Origin of the sequence: Pseudaquabacterium terrae (assembly GCF_013266755.1) — a bacterium.
GTDB classification, from domain to species: Bacteria; Pseudomonadota; Gammaproteobacteria; order Burkholderiales; family Burkholderiaceae_C; genus Pseudaquabacterium; species Pseudaquabacterium terrae.
This window is the reverse complement of sequence record NZ_JABRWJ010000001.1, coordinates 737717-754073: the sequence shown is the minus strand read 5'-3', so window position 1 is coordinate 754073 and position 16357 is coordinate 737717. Positions and strand designations below refer to the sequence as shown.

Genomic DNA, 16357 nt, shown 5'->3' with positions numbered 1-16357 from the left:
CTCTGTTGGATGCTCACCCTGGCCGCGCTACCGGCGGCGCCGGGCATGGCCGCATGGCCGGCGGCGCCGGCCGTGGCGGACGAGCCGGCCTGCACCGTCGTCGTCGGCCATGGCCGCAACCTGTCGCTGCAGGACCACGAGGCCAACACCGCGTGGAACCAGCTCAACAACCGCTTCAACGCGCAGGTCGCCGGCCGGCTGCAGCAGGCCGGGCTGCGCATCGTGCGGCTGCCGCTGGCGGTCGAATCGCGCGACCTGCCGGCCAACGTGCAATCCATCCTCGACCGGGCGCAGGACGCCGGCTGCGACCGCCTGCTGGAGACGACGATCTTCGCCGACGAGGCGGCGCGCACGCTGACCGTGCGGCTGCGCGCGCAGCCGATCCTGCGCGTGCGCAATCTCGCCGGCGGCGGCGCGCTGCTGTCGATCGGTGCGCCGAGCTTCAGCACGCAGCGCGAAATGACGCTGGACCTGCGCAGCTTCGACCGGCTGGCGCCGGACGTGCTGGCGCAGGAGATGGCCGCTGACTTCGTGCGTCAGCAGGCGAAGCCCTGATGGGCGCGACCACCTGGCGCGGGGGAGCTTGAATGAACGAAGCGGTGCGCGTCGGCATCGGCGTCATCGTGGTGCGCGCGGGCCGCGTGCTGCTCGGGCAGCGCCAGGGTTCGCACGGCGCCGGCCACTGGGCGCTGCCCGGCGGCCACCTGGAATTCGGCGAGGCGATCGAGGCCTGTGCGGCGCGCGAGCTCGCCGAGGAAACCGGCCTCGCCGCCGCGCGTTTCGCGCGCGGGCCCTACACCAGCGATGTCTTCGGATCACCGCCACGGCACTACCTGACGCTCTTCGTGCTGGCGCACGCGGTCAGCGGCGAACCGGTGCGCTGCGAGCCCGACAAGTGCCTCGGCTGGCAGTGGTGCGAGTGGGATGCGCTGCCGCAGCCGGTGTTTGCGCCGCTGCAAAGCCTGGTCGACAGCGGCTGGCGGCCGCCGGACATGTCCTGAGTCGTCGGCCGCCACAGCCTTCGTCCCCCGCGATGACCTCGTTGCCGGCAGGGCACTACCTCGCCCGTGCAGCCGCGTGCAGACTGCGCCGATGCACACGCTCGAGCTGCCCGGCCGCATCCTCTTTCTCAGCGCCGACCCGCTGCTGGTCGAGCGCCAGCTCGCCGGCGCGGACCTCGCGCTGGACGCGGCGCGTCCGCTGCGCGACGACATCTCGACCGACGAGATCACGCCGATCCGCGTGCTGACGCTGTTCGACGAGCGCCTCGGCCGCTGCCCCTACGTCGGCTTCAAGGCCGGCGACCGCTGCCCCATCGGCACCGATGCCGTGCGCGCGGGCGGCTTCAGCGTCACGGTCGCCGGCAGCCGCTACGGCAAGGGCTCGTCGCGCGAGCACAGCCCGGTGGCCGAGCGCGAGGCCGGCATCCGGCTGGTGATCGCCGAGCGCTTCGAGCGCATCTACCGGCAGAACGCCGACAACGTGGGGTTGTTCACCAGCACCGACTTCGGCCTGATCGAGCGCATTCGCCGCGGTGAGGCGATCACCATCGACGAGCTGGTCGCCGGCCGCGACGCGCTGGCCGCCGCGATCCTGCGTGCGGGCGGCCTGCTGCGCTACGGGCGCAGCCGCATGACGGTGCTGCAGCCGGCATCACCCGCGACCGACCGGCCGCTGACGCTGACCGAGAAGATCCTCGCGCGCCACCTGCTGCAAACGCCCGACGCGCCGCCGACGCTGCAGCCCGGCGGCGGCGCCTTCGTGCGCGCCGACTGGCGCTTCATCCACGAGTACTACACCGGCATGGCCGCTCACCTGTTGGGTCAGGAGTTCGGCGCCGAGCTGGCGCTGCACGAGCCGGCCAGCGTGCTGATGTTCGAGGACCACCTGTCGTATGCCGGGCGCAGCCCGCTGCACCAGCAGGGCGGCTTGGTGGACGGCGTGTTGTCGCTGTCGCGCGCGCACCGCGACTTTGCCGCGCGCTTCGGTCTGCACGACCATGGTTACCTGCCCGAAGGCGGCTCCGAGGGCATCTCGCATGCGCTGATGGCCGAGCGCTACGCGCTGCCGGGCCAGGTGGTCGCCGGCACCGATTCGCACACGCCGCACTCCGGCGCGCTCGGCTGCCTGGCCTTCGGTGTCGGCACGACCGACCTGGCCAACAGCCTGGTCACCGGCGCGGTGCGGCTGACGGTGCCGGCCTCGCTGCGCATCGAGCTTCTCGGCACGCTGCCGGTCGGGCTGACGGCCAAGGACATCGTGCTGCACCTGCTGGCGCTGCCGGCGATCCGCGCCGGCTCGGGTCTGGGCAAGGTGTTCGAGTTCTGCGGCCCGGTCGTGCGCGCGCTCGGCATCGACGAGCGCGCGACGCTGACCAACATGACGGCCGAGCTGGGCGGCTTCAGCGGCATCGTCGCGCCCGACGACGAGACGGTGCGTTTCCTGCGCGAGCGGCGCGGCGTGGAGCTCACGATCGAGGCGTGGATGCGCAGCGACGCCGGTTCGAGCTACGCCGACACCATCACGCTGGATTGCAGCGACCTGACGCCGATGGTCGCGGCGCCCGGCGATCCCGGCCTCGGCCGGCCGCTGGCCGCGCTCACCGAACGGCCGCGCGTCGACATCGCCTACGGCGGCTCGTGCACAGCCGGCAAGCGCGAAGACTTCGACCACTACCACGCGGTGCTCGCCTGGGCCGCCGCGCGCGGCCTGCACGTCGCGCCGACGACGAAGCTGTACCTGCAGTTCGGCACCGTCGACGTGCGTGAGCACTGCATCGCGCGCGGTTACCTGGCCGCGTTCGAGGCCGTCGGCGCCGAGCTGCTGCAACCGGCCTGCGGCGCCTGCGCCAATTGCGGGCCGGGCTCGTCGACACGCAGCGACGAGGTGACGATCAGCGCGATCAACCGCAACTTCCCCGGCCGCTCCGGCCCGGGACAGGTGTGGCTCGCCAGCCCGCCCACCGTCGCGGCCAGTGCCATCGCCGGCGAGGTCGTATCGTTCGAGGAGTTGCAGGCCCTTCATCGCTGATCAGGTCGCGGCTCGAACCCCATTCAGTCGAATCACGCAGGGAGCAAGACATGAACCCCACGCCACTCGCCCACGTGCACCGCGGTGCCGGCTCGGTCCGGCCGTATCTGCACGGACCCGACACGCTGCCGGCGTTTCTCGAGAAGACCTTCGGCGCCACGGTGCTCGAGCGCAACGACGAAGGGCCGATCCTGCTGCAGATCGGCGACTCCTACGTCTGGGTCGAGGCCGGCGAGCTGCCGCCCGCGATCACGCCGTGGGTCGGTGCGGTCTACGTCTACGTGGCCGATGTGAATGCGGTTTATCAGCGCGCCATCGCGCAGGGCGCGCGCAGCCTGGCCGCGCCCGAGGACAAGCCGTACCACGAGCGCCAATGCGGCTTCGTCGACGCCGGCGGCAACACCTGGTGGGTGTCGACCTACCTCGGGCCCGCGCGCTGAAAGCGACAAACTCGCAGCTTCACCGACAAGGAGACCACCCGTGCCGCTCGACTGGTCCGACCGCCTCGACGACCTCGATTGGGAAGAGCTGTCCGCGCTGTACCGCGCGGCGCCGCTGGGCAACAAGGCGCCCGCGTGGCTGCAACAGGCCTTCGGCAACAGCATGTTCCGCTGCTTCGTGCGCAAAGACGGCCGGCTCGTCGGCGCCGGCCGCGCGCTGGCCGATGGCGTCGACTGCTCGTACCTCTGCGACATCGCCGTGATGCCCAGCCACCAGGGCACGGGGCTGGGCAAGCAGATCGTCGAGCGGCTCGTCGAGCGCTCGCGCGGGCACCGCAAGATCATCCTCTACGCGGTACCGGGCCGCGAGCCGTTCTACAAGCGCCTGGGCTTCCGCCGCATGCGCACCGCGATGGCAATCTTCGATGACCAGGCGCAGGCGTTCGAGCGCGGCTACCTCGACGAGACCTGAGCTCGAGGAGGGCACCCTCGTCGGCGATCACAATCCCGACGCCCACCTGCCATCACCACCTGACGCATGACGATCACACTGCACCACTGCATCAGCGCACGCTCCTTTCGCCCGCTGTGGATGCTCGAGGAGATCGGCCTGCCCTATGAGTTGCGCGTCTGGCCGTTCCCGCCGCGCGTGAAGGACAAGCGCTACTTCGAGCACAACGCGCTCGGCACGGTGCCGGCGTTCGTCGACGGTGCACTGCGGATGACCGAATCGGCGGCGATCTGCCAGTACCTGGCGCAGCGCCATTCGCCGCGCGCGCTCGACGTGGCGCCGGACGAGCCGGCCTTCGGCGAGTACCTGAACCTGCTGCACTTCGGCGAGGCGACGCTGACCTTCCCGCAGACGCTGGTGCTGCGGTATCGCCGCTTCGAGCCCGACGAGCGCAAGCAGCCGCAGGTGGCCGATGACTATGCGACGTGGTTCCTGGCGCGGCTGCGCACGCTCGAGCCGCGGCTCGCTGCGAACGAGTGGCTGTGCGCCGGGCGCTTCACCGCCGCCGACGTGTCGGTGGGTTATGCGCTGGTGCTCGCCGGCTACCTGGACCTGGCCGATCGCTTCACGCCCGCCGTGGCGGCGTATGGGCAGCGCGTGCAGGCCCGTGCCGCCTACCAGCGTGCGCTTGCGGCGCAAGACCGCGCGGCGATCGAACAAGGCGTGCCGCTGACGCCCGCGCCGCTGGCTTGAGCGTCGCGCGATGAAGCATGCCGGGCCGGGTGCCCTCGCGACACTCGAGCCGCTGCTGCAGCGGCTGCGCGAGCAGCCGGCGCTGAGCGAGCGCACGCCGGGCTCGTTCTATCGCAAGTCCAGTGCGTTCCTGCACTTTCACGAGGATCCGAGCGGGCTGTTCGCCGACGTCAAGCTGCAGGGCCCCGAGTTCGAACGGCTGCGCGTCAGCACGCAGGCCGAGCAGCGCAAGCTGCTGGCAGCGGTGGAGCAATGCCTCGGCGCGGCGAGCGCGCCGCGCAAGCCACGGGCGCTGCGTGCGCCCGCGCAGCCGGCAGCCGACGATCGCCTCGCCGAAGCGCTGGCCGCACTGCAGGCCGCGGCCAGCGAATCGCATCGCCAGGGCCTGACCCGTTTTGCGATCCCGATCGAGCACGCGATCGGCGTGCCGATGGCGGCAATCCAGGCGATCGCCAAGCGCTGGGCCAGGTCGCATGCGCTGGCCGAACAGCTGTGGCGCCACGGCGGCTACGAGTCGCGGATGCTGGCCGCCTACGTCGACGATCCGGCCCAGGTGACGGTGGCGCAGATGGACCGCTGGTGCGCCGATTTCGACAACTGGGCGATCTGCGACACGCTGTGCTTCGCGTTGTTCGACCGCACGCCGCATGCGTGGGACCGGCTGCAGGCCTGGGCCGCGCGCGACGAGGAGTACGTGCGCCGCGCGGCGTTCGCGCTGGCCTGGGGGCTGTCGGTGCACGACAAACAAGCGCCCGACCGCTTGTTTCTCGACGCGTTGAAGCGCATCGAGCAAGCCGCCGGCGACGAGCGCCACTTCGTCAAGAAGGCCGTCAACATGGCGCTGCGCGGCATCGGCAAGCGCAATCCGGCGCTGCATGCGGCGGCGGTCGCGCTGGCCGCGCGGCTGGCCGAATCGAGCAACCCGGCGACGCGCTGGATCGGCAAGGACGCGGCGCGCGAGCTGGCCAGCCAGTCGGTCGTGGAGCGGGTCAGCCGAGCGCGCGGATCAGCGCCATCGCCGCGGCCGGCGCCTTCTCCTTCGCGCCGCTGATGAAGTACATGAAGACGTCGCGCGGCGCGGCGCTGCCGGCGGGCGCCGGCTCGATGCGCGGCAGGCCATCCGGCTCGCCGCCGTCGCGCCAGCGCCGGGCGCAGGCGGCCAGGTCGGGAAACACCTCGGGCGGGCAGCCGTCGGGCAGGGCGGCGTCGGTGCGCATCATCCGCGTGTAGACGAAGGGCCCGGTGAGGTCGGGAATCGGCGGGTAATCGTCCGCATCGGTGAACACCGTCGCCGCGCCGTAGCGGCGCGCGAGCGCCAGGTACTCGGCGCAGCGGAAGCTCTCGTGCCGCACGTCGAGTGCGTGGCGCAGCGCTCGGCCGCTCACTTCGGGCGGCAGCAGCTTCAGGAAGGACTCGAAGTCGGCGGCGTCGAAACGCTTGGTCGGCGCGAACTGCCAGACGATCGGCCCGAGCTTGCTGCGCAGCTCGGCGATGCCGCTGCCCACGAAGTGGCGGATCGAGTCGCCCGCTTCGGCCAGCACGCGGCGGTTGGTCGAGAAGCGCGAGGCCTTCAGCGAGAACACGAAGCCCTCGGGCGTCTCGTCGTGCCACTTCGCGAAGGTCGCCGGCTTCTGCGTGCTGTAGTAGGTGCCGTTGACCTCGATCGCCGTCAGCTGGCGGCTCGCGTATTCGAGCTCGCGGCTCGCCGGCCAGCCGGCGGGGTAGAAGTTGTTGCGCCAGGGTTCGAAGGTCCAGCCGCCGACGCCGACGCGGATGGCCGTGGCCGCTGATGGTGCAGACGTGTTCATCGGCCGCAGAATACCCGCGTGCTGCTGACCGCCTGCTGCCAACGATGACCGTCCTGCCGCTGATCGCCTTGCTGCTGGTCCTGATTGCCGCGACCTGGATGTGGCGGCGCCAGCGTGTCCTGCGCCGCGAGGCACACATCCGTGAATTTGCACTGCCCAAGGGCCTGTTCGACCGCCTGCGCGGCCACCATCCGCAACTGACGGCCAAGGACTGCCAGCTCGTCGCGCACGGGTTGCGCCAGTTCTTCCTGGCCTGCCTGAAGAGCGGCCGGCAGCCGGTGGCGATGCCCTCGCAGGCGGCCGACGACCTGTGGCACGAGTTCATCGTCTACACCCGCCACTACCAGGACTTCTGCCGCCACGCCTTCGGCCGCTTCCTGCACCACACGCCGGCCATCGTGCTCGGGCCGCAGCGCGCGGGCAATGCCGGGCTGCGGCGCTGCTGGTGGCATGTCTGCCGCGAGGAGCACATCGATCCGCGCAAGCCGACCCGGCTGCCGCTGCTGTTCGCGCTGGACACGAAGCTCGGCATCGCCGGCGGTTTTCGCTACGTGCCCGACTGCGGCGGCCCGCGCCGCACGGACACGGTCGCCGGCGGTGGTGGCAGCACCCATTGCGCGACCGATTTCCACAGCGACCGCTTCGACGGCGGCACCGATGGCTTCGGCGACGCCAGCCACGGTGGATCCGACGGCGACGGCGGCTCGAGCGACGGTGGCGGCGGCGGTTGCAGCAGCGGGGGAGGCGATTGATGGGCTTGTCTGCCGAAGACCTCGCCGAGCTGGCCGCCGCCAAGGCGCTGCTGGAAACGCCGGGGCTGGCGGCCAAGGCAGCCAACGTGCTCGGCCGGCCGATCGAGCGCGGCTTCGATCTGCTGCCCGCCGGCTGGCGCGACAAGCTCGGCCAGGCCACGCGCGAGGCGCTGCTCGCGGCGCTGAAGGGTGCGCTGCTGACGATGCAGCCGCAGTCGGCCGCCGCGTCGAGCCCACGCTGGCACAAGCTGGCCGCCACCGTCAGCGGTGCGGCCGGCGGCGCCTTCGGGCTGCCGGCGCTGATCATCGAGCTGCCGGTGTCGACGACGATCATCTGCCGCTCGATCGCCGACATCGCGCGTGCCAACGGCGAAGCGCTCGACACGCTGCCGGCCAAGCTGGCCTGCATCGAGGTCTTCGCGCTCGGCGGACCGTCGAAGGGCGACGATGCCAGCGAGACCGGCTATTTCGCGATGCGCTCGGCGCTGGCGCGCGCGGTCAGCGATGCCGGCGGCCACCTGCTCAGGCACGCCATGCTGCAGGACGGCGCGCCGGCGCTGCTGCGCCTGATCAGCGTCGTCGCCGCACGCTTCAACGTGCAGGTGTCGGAGAAGGCGGCGGCGCAGGCGGTGCCGGTGATCGGTGCGGCCGGCGGCGCGCTGATCAACCTGCTGTTCATCGACCACTTCCAGGACATCAGCCGCGGCCACTTCACGGTGCGCCGGCTCGAGCGGCGCCATGGCGAAGCGGCGGTGCGCGAGGCCTATCTCGCATTGTGAGCGGCTGACGCGGCCCGGGCATGCCCCCCGGGCGCGGGTATGCTTCGCGCCATCGCCGAACCAGGAGACCGACCTCGATGAAACGCGCCATTTCGCTGCTCGCCCTCTCCGCCGGCATCGCCGGCTTCGCCGCCCCGGCCGCATCGGCCGAGATCACGGTGACGATGCACCTGGTCGACGCCTCGGGCACCGGTGCGTCCACCGGCACGGTGCGCATCGCCGAATCGCCGTACGGGCTGGTATTCCATCCGTCGCTGAAGGGCCTGCCGCCCGGGCTGCACGGCTTCCACATCCACGAGAACCCGTCGTGCCAGCCGGCGACACCGGCCGGCGGCAGCCCGGTCGCCGCGCTGGCCGCCGGCGGCCATTTCGATCCGGCCGGCACCAAGCGCCATGGCGAGCCCTGGGGCGACGGCCACCTCGGCGACCTGCCGGCGCTGTACGTCGCGGCGGGCGGGGGTGCGGACAATCCCGTGCTCGCGCCGAGGCTGAAGCTGGCCGACGTGCGCAACCGCTCGCTGATGATCCATGCCGGCGGCGACAACCACGCCGACCATCCGGCGCCGCTCGGCGGCGGCGGCGCGCGCGTGGTGTGCGGCGTGATCGGAGGATGAGCGTGATGAGCCTGAAGACCCTGACGCTTGCCGTGGCTTGCGCACTGCTGGGCGCCTGCGGCGGCGGTGATGCCGGCGGTCCGACCGCCCAACCGTCGAGCGCGCCCTACACCGTCACGCTGCAGGCCGGCACGCCCGCGGTGATTGCCGCCGAAGGCCTGAGCCTGATCCTGACCGCGGTCGATGACTCGCGCTGCCCTGCCACGGCGCTGTGCATCTGGGCCGGCGAGGCGGTCGCGCGGGTCGGCATCGTGCAGAACGGCGAGGCGCCCGCTGCGCTGGCGCTGTCGACCACGACCGACAAGGGCACCGCCAGCTACCGCAGCTACCGGATCAACCTGATCACGGTCGATCCCTATCCGATGACGACGCAGCCGATCCCGCTCGGCGAGTACCGCGTCAGCGTGCGTGTCGACAAGGCCTGATCAGAAACCGGCCTCCTGCGCCGCCGGCAGCCAGTTCGCCAGCGGCCCGAGGTCGGTGATCTGGCCGCCGAAGGCCGGCCCGAGCACGTAAAGCCGCCCGTCCTTGCTGCCGATGTAGGTGTCGGTCGCCGCGTGGTGGCGGTAGTAGTAGCCGATGGCGTGGCCGCTGGCGGCGTGCGTCGGGAAGTACTCGGGGTAGAAGCGCTCGGCGAAGTTGAACAGGCGGTCGCTGGTCGGCTCGACGCCGACGATGGCGCCGACGCTGGCGCCGCCGACCAGCCCGCGCGGCGCGCCGAGCCGGTCGTGGGCGGCCTGTTGTGCCGCGGCGATCGCCATGTCGGCCAGCGGCGCGCCGCTGCGCGGCAGCAGCGCCGCGACGATGCTGCCGCCGAGCCGGCCGAGGCTCGTTGAGTCGATGCTGCTGCCGGCGATCGGCGACAGCGTCGCGCCGGCGCCGGGCCATCTGGAGCGCGGCCCTTCGTTCAGCGCGCTGCAGCCTTCGGAAGGCAGCATGCTGCCGCCGTTCCACCAGTAGTTGGCGTTGTGCGTGCGCATCGCCGTGCCGCCGGTGACGTTCAACGGGCAGGGCACGACGCCTCCCGTGCCGCGGCCGAAGCTGCCACCAACCGCTGCGAACACGTTGTTGGCGACCAGCAGGTTGTTGCTGCGCAGCACGCGGTTGACCGGCGCGGGCGCGTTGGCGCCGACGCCCCAGCACGGGTCGACCGTCACGTAGTCCTGCTGCGCCGCGTCCCAGAACTGGCAGTCGCTGCCGGCGCCGTCGGCCGCACCGAGGATGCGGCTGTCGTGCAGCCGCATCGCATCGCCGCCGAAGATGGTGCCGCCGTCGGACGGCGGCTGGTAGCCGGCCGTGAAGACGATGGTGTTGCCGACGGCGGCGCAGTCCTGGCAGCCGCTGAATTCGAGCGCCGCCTCGCGCGCGTCGACGATCAGGTTGTTGCGCGCGATCGTGCGCAGCGCCTCGTAGTCCCAGCGGCCGTCGGCCGAGTAGTAATAGGTCGCGTCGGTGTCCTCGCCGCCGAGCTCGACGCGGCGCACGCGGTAGAAGGTGTTGCTGTCGTAGAGCACGTCGATGGAGCCGCCCTTGGCCTCGATGCCGAGCCCGCCGCCCGATTGCGCGATCAGGCTGCGGCAGATCGCCGCGCGGTGCACGCCGACCATGTCGATGCCGTGGCGCGTGGTCTGGCTGACCTGGCTGTCGAGCACCCACAGGTCCTGCACCTGGTTGAACTTCATGCCGTCCATCGACAGGCTTTCGCTCGTTTCGCCGTCGCGCTCCTGCGGGTCGAACAGGTTCTGCACCGTCACCCGCCGCACCAGGATGTGGTGCGACGGTTCATAACGCCCATAGACGGCGTAGTTCAGCGGGCCGTTGCCGGCGGCATTCGTGCGCGCGTTCAGCGCCGCGCCGGCGACGTGGATGCCGGCAGCGGCCTGCAGCGGCTGCGGATCGGCGTGGGCTTGGCCGTTCCAGGCACCGACGCGCTCCGGGCCGATCGTCACGCCGTCGATCGCGATGTACGAGACACCGAGCAGGTTGATGCCGTGGCCGAGCCGGGTCGCGTTCGGCCGCGTGTCGCTGGCCTTCAGCCAGATGGGGCTCGCCGCGCCGCGCAGCAGCCGCTGCGCGTAGATCTCGTGGCCGATGTTGTCGGCATAGGCGCCGGGCGCGAGGCGGATGCGCACCGGCTGGTTCGGGTGCGCCGCTTGCGCCTGCTGCAGCGCGGCGCGCACGCCGGCCGTGCCCTGCGCCGGTGTGACGTCGAGGTTGATCCAGGCGGCCTCGGCGATCGCGTCGACGAAGGCCGCGTCGTCGCAGCCGGCGGCCCACACCGGCGGCGGCGCGAGGGTACTGGCGGCAGCCAGCAGGCAGAAGTGCAGGATCGTCGGGCGCATCGGGCTTCTCCACGGGCGGATCCGCCCGTGGTTATACCCAAGCCGCGCCCTGGCGCGCCTCGGCGCGCCGTGACCCAAGGCCCGCGCCCTGGCGATTCGTGCCGGGCGTCAGCCGCGGCGGCGGCGCAGGCTCAGTGCCATCAGGCCGGCCGCCAGCAGCGCCAGCGAGCCCGGCTCAGGCACTGTCCGCTGCCCGTTGAACTCGATGAAGTAGCCGTTCAGCTGGTTGGGGTTGCCCGGGCCGCCGTGGTCGTTCCAGCCGCCGACGATGGCGAAGTTCAGATGCAGAAAGTCTTCGCCGGTGCAGCAGTCGTTGGGCTCCCCGGGGTTCCAGTTCGTGTACGTGAAGGCCTGACCGGCCTCGGGGCCGTCGCGCCAGGTCCAGTTGCCTTCGGCGCCGTCGTCCGAGCCGCCGAGCCAGCCGATTTCGCGACTGATGCTCGTCGACAGGAAGCCGTTCTCGGCGCCCGAAGTCACCGTCGCCAGGTAACCCTGCTGACCGTTGAAGCTCGTCGCCTGTGCGGCGTCGAAGGCTTGCTGCCAGGTGAACTGGCCGGGGATGAACTCGTAGAAGTGGCCGTTGCCGGCCCATTGCGTGGGTGCGGCAGCCAGGCTGCCGCTCAATGCGGCGCCGATGAGCGCCGCGATCCAGGTCTTCCTCATGTCTCGCCCCTCGCCAGCACACTGCCGGCCCCGCAACTCTAGAGGGCGCGGTACGCGCTGCGGATCCCGCGTTCATGGGGCGGGTTGCGGAAGGGGCGGTCGTCACCGCCGCCGCAGCGCGCTCGGCGTGCGGCCGGTCCATTCGCGGAAGGCGCGCGCGAAGCTCTTCTCGCTGGCAAAGCCGACCGCGGCAGCGATCTGCTTGACCGGCCGCTGGCTGCGCGTCAACAGCGCGATCGCGTGCTCGCGGCGCGCTTCGTCCTTCAGCGCCTGCAGCGACGAGCCCTCCTCGGCGAGCTGGCGGTGCAGCGTGCGCACCGAGACGTTCAATGCCGCGGCCACCGAGGCCGCGCTGTGCGCCTGGCCCGGGAACGCGTGCAGCCACTGCCGCACACGTTGGGCCTGCAGCCGGTCGCGCCGGTAGGGCAGCACGGTCAACGGCAGCGCGCGTTGCAGCATCTGGTTCAGCGCGCGCTCGTCGCGCTTGAGCGGCAGCGCGAGGTAGCGCGCATCGAAATCGAAGCCGGCCCCGGCAGCATCGAAGTTCACCGGCCCCGGGTACAACAGCGGGTAGACCGCCGCATGCGGCGGCGCCGCGAACGGGAAATGCACCGCGTCGAGCGGGATCCGCGAGTCGACCAGCCAGCAGGCGACGCCGTGCACATTGCGCAGCAGCGTGACGAGGCAGAACTCGCGCAGGCCGGCGCTCGGCGCCCGCCGCTCGTGAATGCGCAGCCGCGCGCGGCCGCCGGAGGCTTCGAGTGTCAGAACGAGGTCGTCGGTCAGCAGGCCGTGATGGCGGCACCAGCGCTTCAGCGCCAGCCCGAGGTCCGGAGCGCTGATCGAAGCGCGCGCCAGCATGCCGTAGCTGCCCCAGGGCAGCCGGCGCGAGAACCAGCCGAGCGCCTCGTCGTCGAGCTGCTGCATCGCGAAGGCCGACACCGCCTCCATCTGCGCAGCGCTGATGCGCGCGTCGTTGCGTTTGAGCAGGCTTGGCGCGATCTGCGCCTTCGCCAGGGCCTCGGCAGGACTCCGGCCGTAGCGTTCGTACGCCAGCACGATGGCGCCCACGAAGGCGATCGGCGTGACGGCGCGGGGGGCTCGGTCGGACATGCACGCAGTCTGGCCATTCGTGGCACGGATTGCAACCTCCTCGGCGCCCGCTGCACCCCGCGGCTGCGTATGCTGCCGCGGTCACGTCCGGCGCGTCGACGCGCGGGGCCGCGCTACATTCGATCCGCGCATCAGAACACCGAACAGGAGACTCCATGTCCGTGCTCGAAGCCAAGCTGAACCCGCGCTCCGAGGAGTGGAAGACCAATGCTGCGGCGATGCGCGCGCTGGTCGAGGACCTGAACGCGAAGCTGGCGAAGATCGCCGAAGGCGGCGGCGCCGATGCGCGCGCCAAGCACCTGGGGCGCGGCAAGCTGCTGCCGCGTGAGCGCGTCGAGCGCCTGCTCGACCCGGACACGCCCTTCCTCGAGATCGCGCCGCTGGCCGCCTTCGGCATGTACCCGGAGAAGGACGGCTCGGACGCCGCGCCCTGCGCCGGCATGATCGCCGGTATCGGGCGCGTCGCCGGCGTCGAATGCCTGATCGTCTGCAACGATGCGACGGTCAAGGGTGGCACCTACTACCCGATCACCGTCAAGAAGCACCTGCGCGCGCAGGAGATCGCCGAAGCGAACCGGCTGCCGTGCATCTACCTCGTCGATTCCGGCGGCGCCAACCTGCCGAACCAGGACGACGTGTTCCCCGACCGCGATCACTTCGGCCGCATCTTCTACAACCAGGCCAACCTGTCGGGGCAGGGCATTCCGCAGATCGCCGTCGTGATGGGCTCGTGCACCGCCGGCGGCGCCTACGTGCCGGCGATGAGCGACGAGACCATCATCGTCAAAAACCAGGGCACGATCTTTCTCGGCGGCCCGCCGTTGGTGAAGGCCGCCACCGGCGAGGTCGTCAGCGCCGAAGACCTCGGCGGCGGCGACGTGCACACCCGGCTGTCGGGCGTCGCCGACCACCTGGCCGAGAACGACCTGCATGCGCTGGCGCTGGCGCGGCAGGCGATCGTCCAGCTGAACTGGCGCAAGGACATGCCGGTGCCGGTGCAGCCGCCGCGTCCGCCGAAGTACGCGGCAGAGGAGCTGCTCGGCATCGTGCCGACCGATACGCGCAAGCCCTTCGACGTGCGCGAGATCATCGCTCGCGTGGTCGACGGCAGCGAGTTCCACGAGTTCAAGTCGCGCTACGGCGCGACGCTGGTCTGCGGCTTCGCGCACATCGAGGGCATGCCGGTGGGCATCATCGCCAACAACGGCATCCTGTTCGCCGAGAGCGCGAACAAGGGCGCCCACTTCATCGAGCTGTGCTGCCAGCGCAAGGTGCCGCTGGTGTTCCTGCAGAACATCACCGGCTTCATGGTCGGCCGCAAGTACGAGAACGAGGGCATCGCCCGCGCCGGCGCCAAGATGGTGACCGCGGTGGCCTGCGCCGCGGTGCCCAAGTTCACGATCATCATCGGCGGCAGCTTCGGCGCCGGCAACTACGGCATGTGCGGCCGCGCGTACTCGCCGCGCTTCCTGTGGATGTGGCCGAACGCGCGCATCAGCGTGATGGGCGGCGAACAGGCGGCCAGCGTGCTGGCCACCGTCAAGCGCGACGGCATCGAAGGCAAGGGCGGCGCCTGGAGCGCCGACGAGGAAGAAGCCTTCAAGGCGCCGATCCGCGCGCAGTACGAGCGCCAGGGCCACCCGTACTACGCCAGCGCCCGGCTGTGGGACGACGGCGTCATCGATCCGTCGGACACCCGACGCGTGCTGGCGCTGGGGCTGTCGGCGAGCCTGAACGCGCCGATTCCGCAGACGCGGTTCGGCGTGTTCCGGATGTAGGCAGCGCCGATGACTGCCAGCACCACCATCCGCCCGCTCGCCGACAGCGATTCGCTCGAGGCGCTGACCACGCTGCTGCACCGCGCCTATGCGCCGCTCGGCGCGGCCGGCATGAACTTCACCGCGGTCGACCAGTCGGTCGAGGTCACGCGCGAGCGGGTGCAGCGCGGGCCGTGTTTCGTTGCCGAGCAAGGCGGCGCGCTTGTCGGCACGGCCACGGTCAACGGCATGTTCGACCCGAACCGGCAAGGCTTTGCGCGCGTGTCGCCGTGGTTCTTCCGCCGTGACGTCGCCCATGTGCAGCAGTACGCGGTCGACCCGGAATGTCAGGGCCTGGGCATCGGTGCGAAGCTGAGGGCCGCCTGCGAGGACTGGGCGCGCACCCACGGCCACCACGCGATCGCGCTCGACACCGCGATGCCGGCCACGCACCTGCGCGAGCGCTACCGGCGCGCCGGCTTCGCCGAGGTCGCGCAGCTGCAGCGCGACGGCAAGCACTACCGCAGCGTGATCATGGTCAAGCCGCTGGCCGGCGTGACGGTCGCGCCGCACGACGACGATGCCGAGCACCACGCCGCGCTGGTGCGCACGCTGTGGGCCAGCTTCGAGGCGCGCGACTGGGCCGGCGCGCGAGCGCTCTTCGCCGACGACGCGCACCTGTACTGGATCGCCAGCGGCGAGCACCTCGACGATGCCGACGCGATCATCCGCGTCAACGCGATCTATCCCGAAGGCTGGGCGATCCACGTGCACGAGGTGACGCCGATGGCCGACGGCCGCGTGCATTCGCTGGTGCAGGTCAACCATGGCGACGGGCGCTTCTTCGCGCACTCGCTGTGGCGCTTCGCCGCCGGCCGCATCGTCGACGTGCACGAGACCTGGGGCCAGTTCGAGGCGCCGCCCGCATGGCGCACGGCCGAGGCGATCGGCGCCTATCGGCGCGAGGGCGGCGCGTGAACGTCCGGCTGCGCCGGGTGCTGCTGGCGGCCGTCGCGCTCGCGGCGCTGCCCGCTGCGCAGGCCGCGCTGGTCGAGGAGTCGTTCGAGCTGCCGGTCGACGTGGTCGACGCCTACCGCAAGCAGATCAGCCGGACCATCGTCGTCACCGTGTTCGTCGATGACGAGACGCCCGCGCCGCGCCCGGTGCTGGTGCTCAACCATGGCCGTTCGGGCAGCCCGTCCGGGCGGGCCGCCGTCGGCCGCTCGCGCTACCCGGAAGCGTCGGCGTGGTTCGCGCGCCAGGGCTTCGCGGTCGCGGTGCCGACGCGCATCGGCTACGGCGTCACCGGCGGCGAGGACGTCGAGGACACCGGCGCCTGTCAGCGCAAGAACTACCCGCCGGGTTACGCGGCCGCGGCCGAGCAGGTGCTCGCGGTGCTGAAGGCGATGCATGCGCGACCCGACGTGGCGCCCGAGCGCGCGGTGATCGCCGGCCAGTCCTACGGCGGCGCGACGGCGATCGCGGTGGCCGCACGCCAGCCGGCCGGCATGGTGGCGGCGATCAACTTCGCCGGCGGCGGGGGCGGCAATCCGCAGGGCTCGCCGCGCCGGCCGTGCATGCCGCACCAGCTGGAGCGTCTGTTCGCGGGCTACGGCGAGACCGCGCGGCTGCCGACGCTGTGGGTCTACACCGAGAACGACCTGTACTTCGGCGCCACGCATCCGCGGCGCTGGTTCGAGGCCTTCCGCGCCGCCGGCGGGCAGGGCGAATTCGTGCAGTTCCCGCCGCACGGCAACGACGGCCACATGTTGTTCACGGCCTATCCGCAGGCCTGGCAGCCGGTGGTGGCCGCGTTCCTGCGCAGGCAGGGTTTCGAGATCCGCGAGTAGGAGAT

At 71.5% G+C, this 16357-nt stretch carries 18 protein-coding genes; 14 read left to right on the top strand and 4 right to left on the bottom strand.

Translation table 11 applies throughout. The features are described from left to right. The first annotated feature begins 9 nt into the window (after positions 1 to 9). The 7 genes from HLB44_RS03430 (at position 10) to HLB44_RS03400 (ending at position 5725) form a co-directional block, all read left to right on the top strand. Complete coding sequence (locus HLB44_RS03430; protein ID WP_173120589.1) at positions 10 to 555, top strand: hypothetical protein; 546 nt, start codon at positions 10 to 12, stop codon at positions 553 to 555. A 32-nt stretch (positions 556 to 587) separates the two neighbouring features. Continuing rightward, positions 588 to 1001: a nucleotide triphosphate diphosphatase NUDT15 gene (locus HLB44_RS03425; RefSeq protein ID WP_173120587.1), complete on the top strand. Its 414-nt coding sequence runs from the start codon at positions 588 to 590 to the stop codon at positions 999 to 1001. Between the two features lie 91 nt (positions 1002 to 1092). Continuing rightward, positions 1093 to 3030, top strand: a complete 1938-nt coding sequence (locus tag HLB44_RS03420; RefSeq protein WP_173120585.1) for an aconitase family protein — start codon at positions 1093 to 1095, stop codon at positions 3028 to 3030. A 50-nt stretch (positions 3031 to 3080) separates the two neighbouring features. Further along, positions 3081 to 3470 (top strand): VOC family protein, encoded by a 390-nt coding sequence (locus HLB44_RS37025; protein ID WP_173120583.1) that lies wholly within the window; start codon positions 3081 to 3083, stop codon positions 3468 to 3470. A gap of 40 nt (positions 3471 to 3510) precedes the next feature. After that, positions 3511 to 3942 carry a GNAT family N-acetyltransferase gene (locus HLB44_RS37020; protein ID WP_173120581.1) on the top strand — a complete coding sequence of 144 codons (432 nt, stop codon included), beginning with the start codon at positions 3511 to 3513 and terminating at the stop codon, positions 3940 to 3942. Between the two features lie 66 nt (positions 3943 to 4008). Beyond that, positions 4009 to 4674 (top strand): glutathione S-transferase family protein, encoded by a 666-nt coding sequence (locus tag HLB44_RS03405; protein WP_173120579.1) that lies wholly within the window; start codon positions 4009 to 4011, stop codon positions 4672 to 4674. Between the two features lie 10 nt (positions 4675 to 4684). Continuing rightward, positions 4685 to 5725, top strand: a complete 1041-nt coding sequence (locus tag HLB44_RS03400) for a DNA alkylation repair protein (protein ID WP_217283508.1) — start codon at positions 4685 to 4687, stop codon at positions 5723 to 5725. On the opposite strand, the gene HLB44_RS03395 is transcribed toward HLB44_RS03400, so the two are convergent. After that, a complete protein-coding gene (locus HLB44_RS03395; RefSeq protein WP_173120577.1) occupies positions 5664 to 6482 on the bottom strand; it encodes a DUF72 domain-containing protein in 819 nt (272 codons plus the stop codon). The two genes, HLB44_RS03400 and HLB44_RS03395, sit on opposite strands and share 62 nt — an antisense overlap. A gap of 44 nt (positions 6483 to 6526) precedes the next feature. On the opposite strand from HLB44_RS03395, the gene HLB44_RS03390 reads away from it, so the two are divergent. From HLB44_RS03390 to HLB44_RS03375, 4 genes are all read left to right on the top strand, one after another. Next, positions 6527 to 7234 carry a glycine-rich domain-containing protein gene (locus HLB44_RS03390; RefSeq protein ID WP_173120575.1) on the top strand — a complete coding sequence of 236 codons (708 nt, stop codon included), beginning with the start codon at positions 6527 to 6529 and terminating at the stop codon, positions 7232 to 7234. Then, the gene (locus HLB44_RS03385) at positions 7234 to 8013 is read left to right on the top strand and encodes an EcsC family protein (protein WP_173120574.1); all 780 of its coding nucleotides are present in this window, start codon (positions 7234 to 7236) and stop codon (positions 8011 to 8013) included. Before HLB44_RS03390 ends, HLB44_RS03385 begins: the two co-directional genes overlap by 1 nt. 77 nt (positions 8014 to 8090) lie before the next feature. After that, positions 8091 to 8627, top strand: a complete 537-nt coding sequence (sodC, locus tag HLB44_RS03380) for a superoxide dismutase family protein (protein ID WP_173120573.1) — start codon at positions 8091 to 8093, stop codon at positions 8625 to 8627. 5 nt (positions 8628 to 8632) lie between these two features. Then, positions 8633 to 9052 carry a hypothetical protein gene (locus HLB44_RS03375; RefSeq protein ID WP_173120572.1) on the top strand — a complete coding sequence of 140 codons (420 nt, stop codon included), beginning with the start codon at positions 8633 to 8635 and terminating at the stop codon, positions 9050 to 9052. Here the strand turns inward: HLB44_RS03375 and HLB44_RS03370 are convergent, their stop codons facing one another. From HLB44_RS03370 to HLB44_RS03360, 3 genes are all read right to left on the bottom strand, one after another. Continuing rightward, positions 9053 to 10969, bottom strand: coding sequence for a hypothetical protein (locus tag HLB44_RS03370; protein ID WP_173120571.1), 1917 nt, complete (start codon positions 10967 to 10969; stop codon positions 9053 to 9055). It lies immediately after the preceding gene. A 108-nt stretch (positions 10970 to 11077) separates the two neighbouring features. Next, a complete protein-coding gene (locus tag HLB44_RS03365; protein WP_173121314.1) occupies positions 11078 to 11632 on the bottom strand; it encodes a lectin-like protein in 555 nt (184 codons plus the stop codon). A 102-nt stretch (positions 11633 to 11734) separates the two neighbouring features. Next, on the bottom strand, positions 11735 to 12745 hold the full coding sequence (locus HLB44_RS03360) for an AraC family transcriptional regulator (protein WP_173120570.1): 1011 nt from the start codon (positions 12743 to 12745) through the stop codon (positions 11735 to 11737). Between the two features lie 155 nt (positions 12746 to 12900). On the opposite strand from HLB44_RS03360, the gene HLB44_RS03355 reads away from it, so the two are divergent. Genes HLB44_RS03355 through HLB44_RS03345 form a run of 3 tightly spaced genes read left to right on the top strand, consistent with a single transcriptional unit; the run spans position 12901 to position 16352 of the window. Then, entirely contained in the window at positions 12901 to 14523 is a 1623-nt protein-coding gene (locus tag HLB44_RS03355) for a carboxyl transferase domain-containing protein (RefSeq protein WP_173120569.1), read from the top strand. 9 nt (positions 14524 to 14532) lie between these two features. Beyond that, positions 14533 to 15480 (top strand): GNAT family N-acetyltransferase, encoded by a 948-nt coding sequence (locus HLB44_RS03350; protein WP_173120567.1) that lies wholly within the window; start codon positions 14533 to 14535, stop codon positions 15478 to 15480. Beyond that, a complete protein-coding gene (locus HLB44_RS03345; protein WP_343051214.1) occupies positions 15477 to 16352 on the top strand; it encodes an alpha/beta hydrolase family protein in 876 nt (291 codons plus the stop codon). The genes HLB44_RS03350 and HLB44_RS03345 overlap by 4 nt, the downstream gene beginning before the upstream one ends. Positions 16353 to 16357 lie beyond the last annotated feature (5 nt).

Bases quoted from the DNA above. Each gene is read 5' to 3' on its own strand.
- sodC (WP_173120573.1), top strand. From the start codon at position 8,091: ATGAAACGCGCCATTTCGCTGCTCGCCCTCTCCGCCGGCATCGCCGGC.
- HLB44_RS03350 (WP_173120567.1), top strand. From the start codon at position 14,533: ATGACTGCCAGCACCACCATCCGCCCGCTCGCCGACAGCGATTCGCTC.
- HLB44_RS03405 (WP_173120579.1), top strand. From the start codon at position 4,009: ATGACGATCACACTGCACCACTGCATCAGCGCACGCTCCTTTCGCCCG.
- HLB44_RS37025 (WP_173120583.1), top strand. From the start codon at position 3,081: ATGAACCCCACGCCACTCGCCCACGTGCACCGCGGTGCCGGCTCGGTC.
- HLB44_RS03425 (WP_173120587.1), top strand. From the start codon at position 588: ATGAACGAAGCGGTGCGCGTCGGCATCGGCGTCATCGTGGTGCGCGCG.
- HLB44_RS03420 (WP_173120585.1), top strand. From the start codon at position 1,093: ATGCACACGCTCGAGCTGCCCGGCCGCATCCTCTTTCTCAGCGCCGAC.
- HLB44_RS03375 (WP_173120572.1), top strand. From the start codon at position 8,633: ATGAGCCTGAAGACCCTGACGCTTGCCGTGGCTTGCGCACTGCTGGGC.
- HLB44_RS03395 (WP_173120577.1), bottom strand. From the start codon at position 6,482: ATGAACACGTCTGCACCATCAGCGGCCACGGCCATCCGCGTCGGCGTC.
- HLB44_RS03430 (WP_173120589.1), top strand. From the start codon at position 10: ATGCTCACCCTGGCCGCGCTACCGGCGGCGCCGGGCATGGCCGCATGG.
- HLB44_RS03365 (WP_173121314.1), bottom strand. From the start codon at position 11,632: ATGAGGAAGACCTGGATCGCGGCGCTCATCGGCGCCGCATTGAGCGGC.
- HLB44_RS03385 (WP_173120574.1), top strand. From the start codon at position 7,234: ATGGGCTTGTCTGCCGAAGACCTCGCCGAGCTGGCCGCCGCCAAGGCG.
- HLB44_RS03370 (WP_173120571.1), bottom strand. From the start codon at position 10,969: ATGCGCCCGACGATCCTGCACTTCTGCCTGCTGGCTGCCGCCAGTACC.
- HLB44_RS03355 (WP_173120569.1), top strand. From the start codon at position 12,901: ATGTCCGTGCTCGAAGCCAAGCTGAACCCGCGCTCCGAGGAGTGGAAG.
- HLB44_RS03400 (WP_217283508.1), top strand. From the start codon at position 4,685: ATGAAGCATGCCGGGCCGGGTGCCCTCGCGACACTCGAGCCGCTGCTG.
- HLB44_RS03360 (WP_173120570.1), bottom strand. From the start codon at position 12,745: ATGTCCGACCGAGCCCCCCGCGCCGTCACGCCGATCGCCTTCGTGGGC.
- HLB44_RS03390 (WP_173120575.1), top strand. From the start codon at position 6,527: ATGACCGTCCTGCCGCTGATCGCCTTGCTGCTGGTCCTGATTGCCGCG.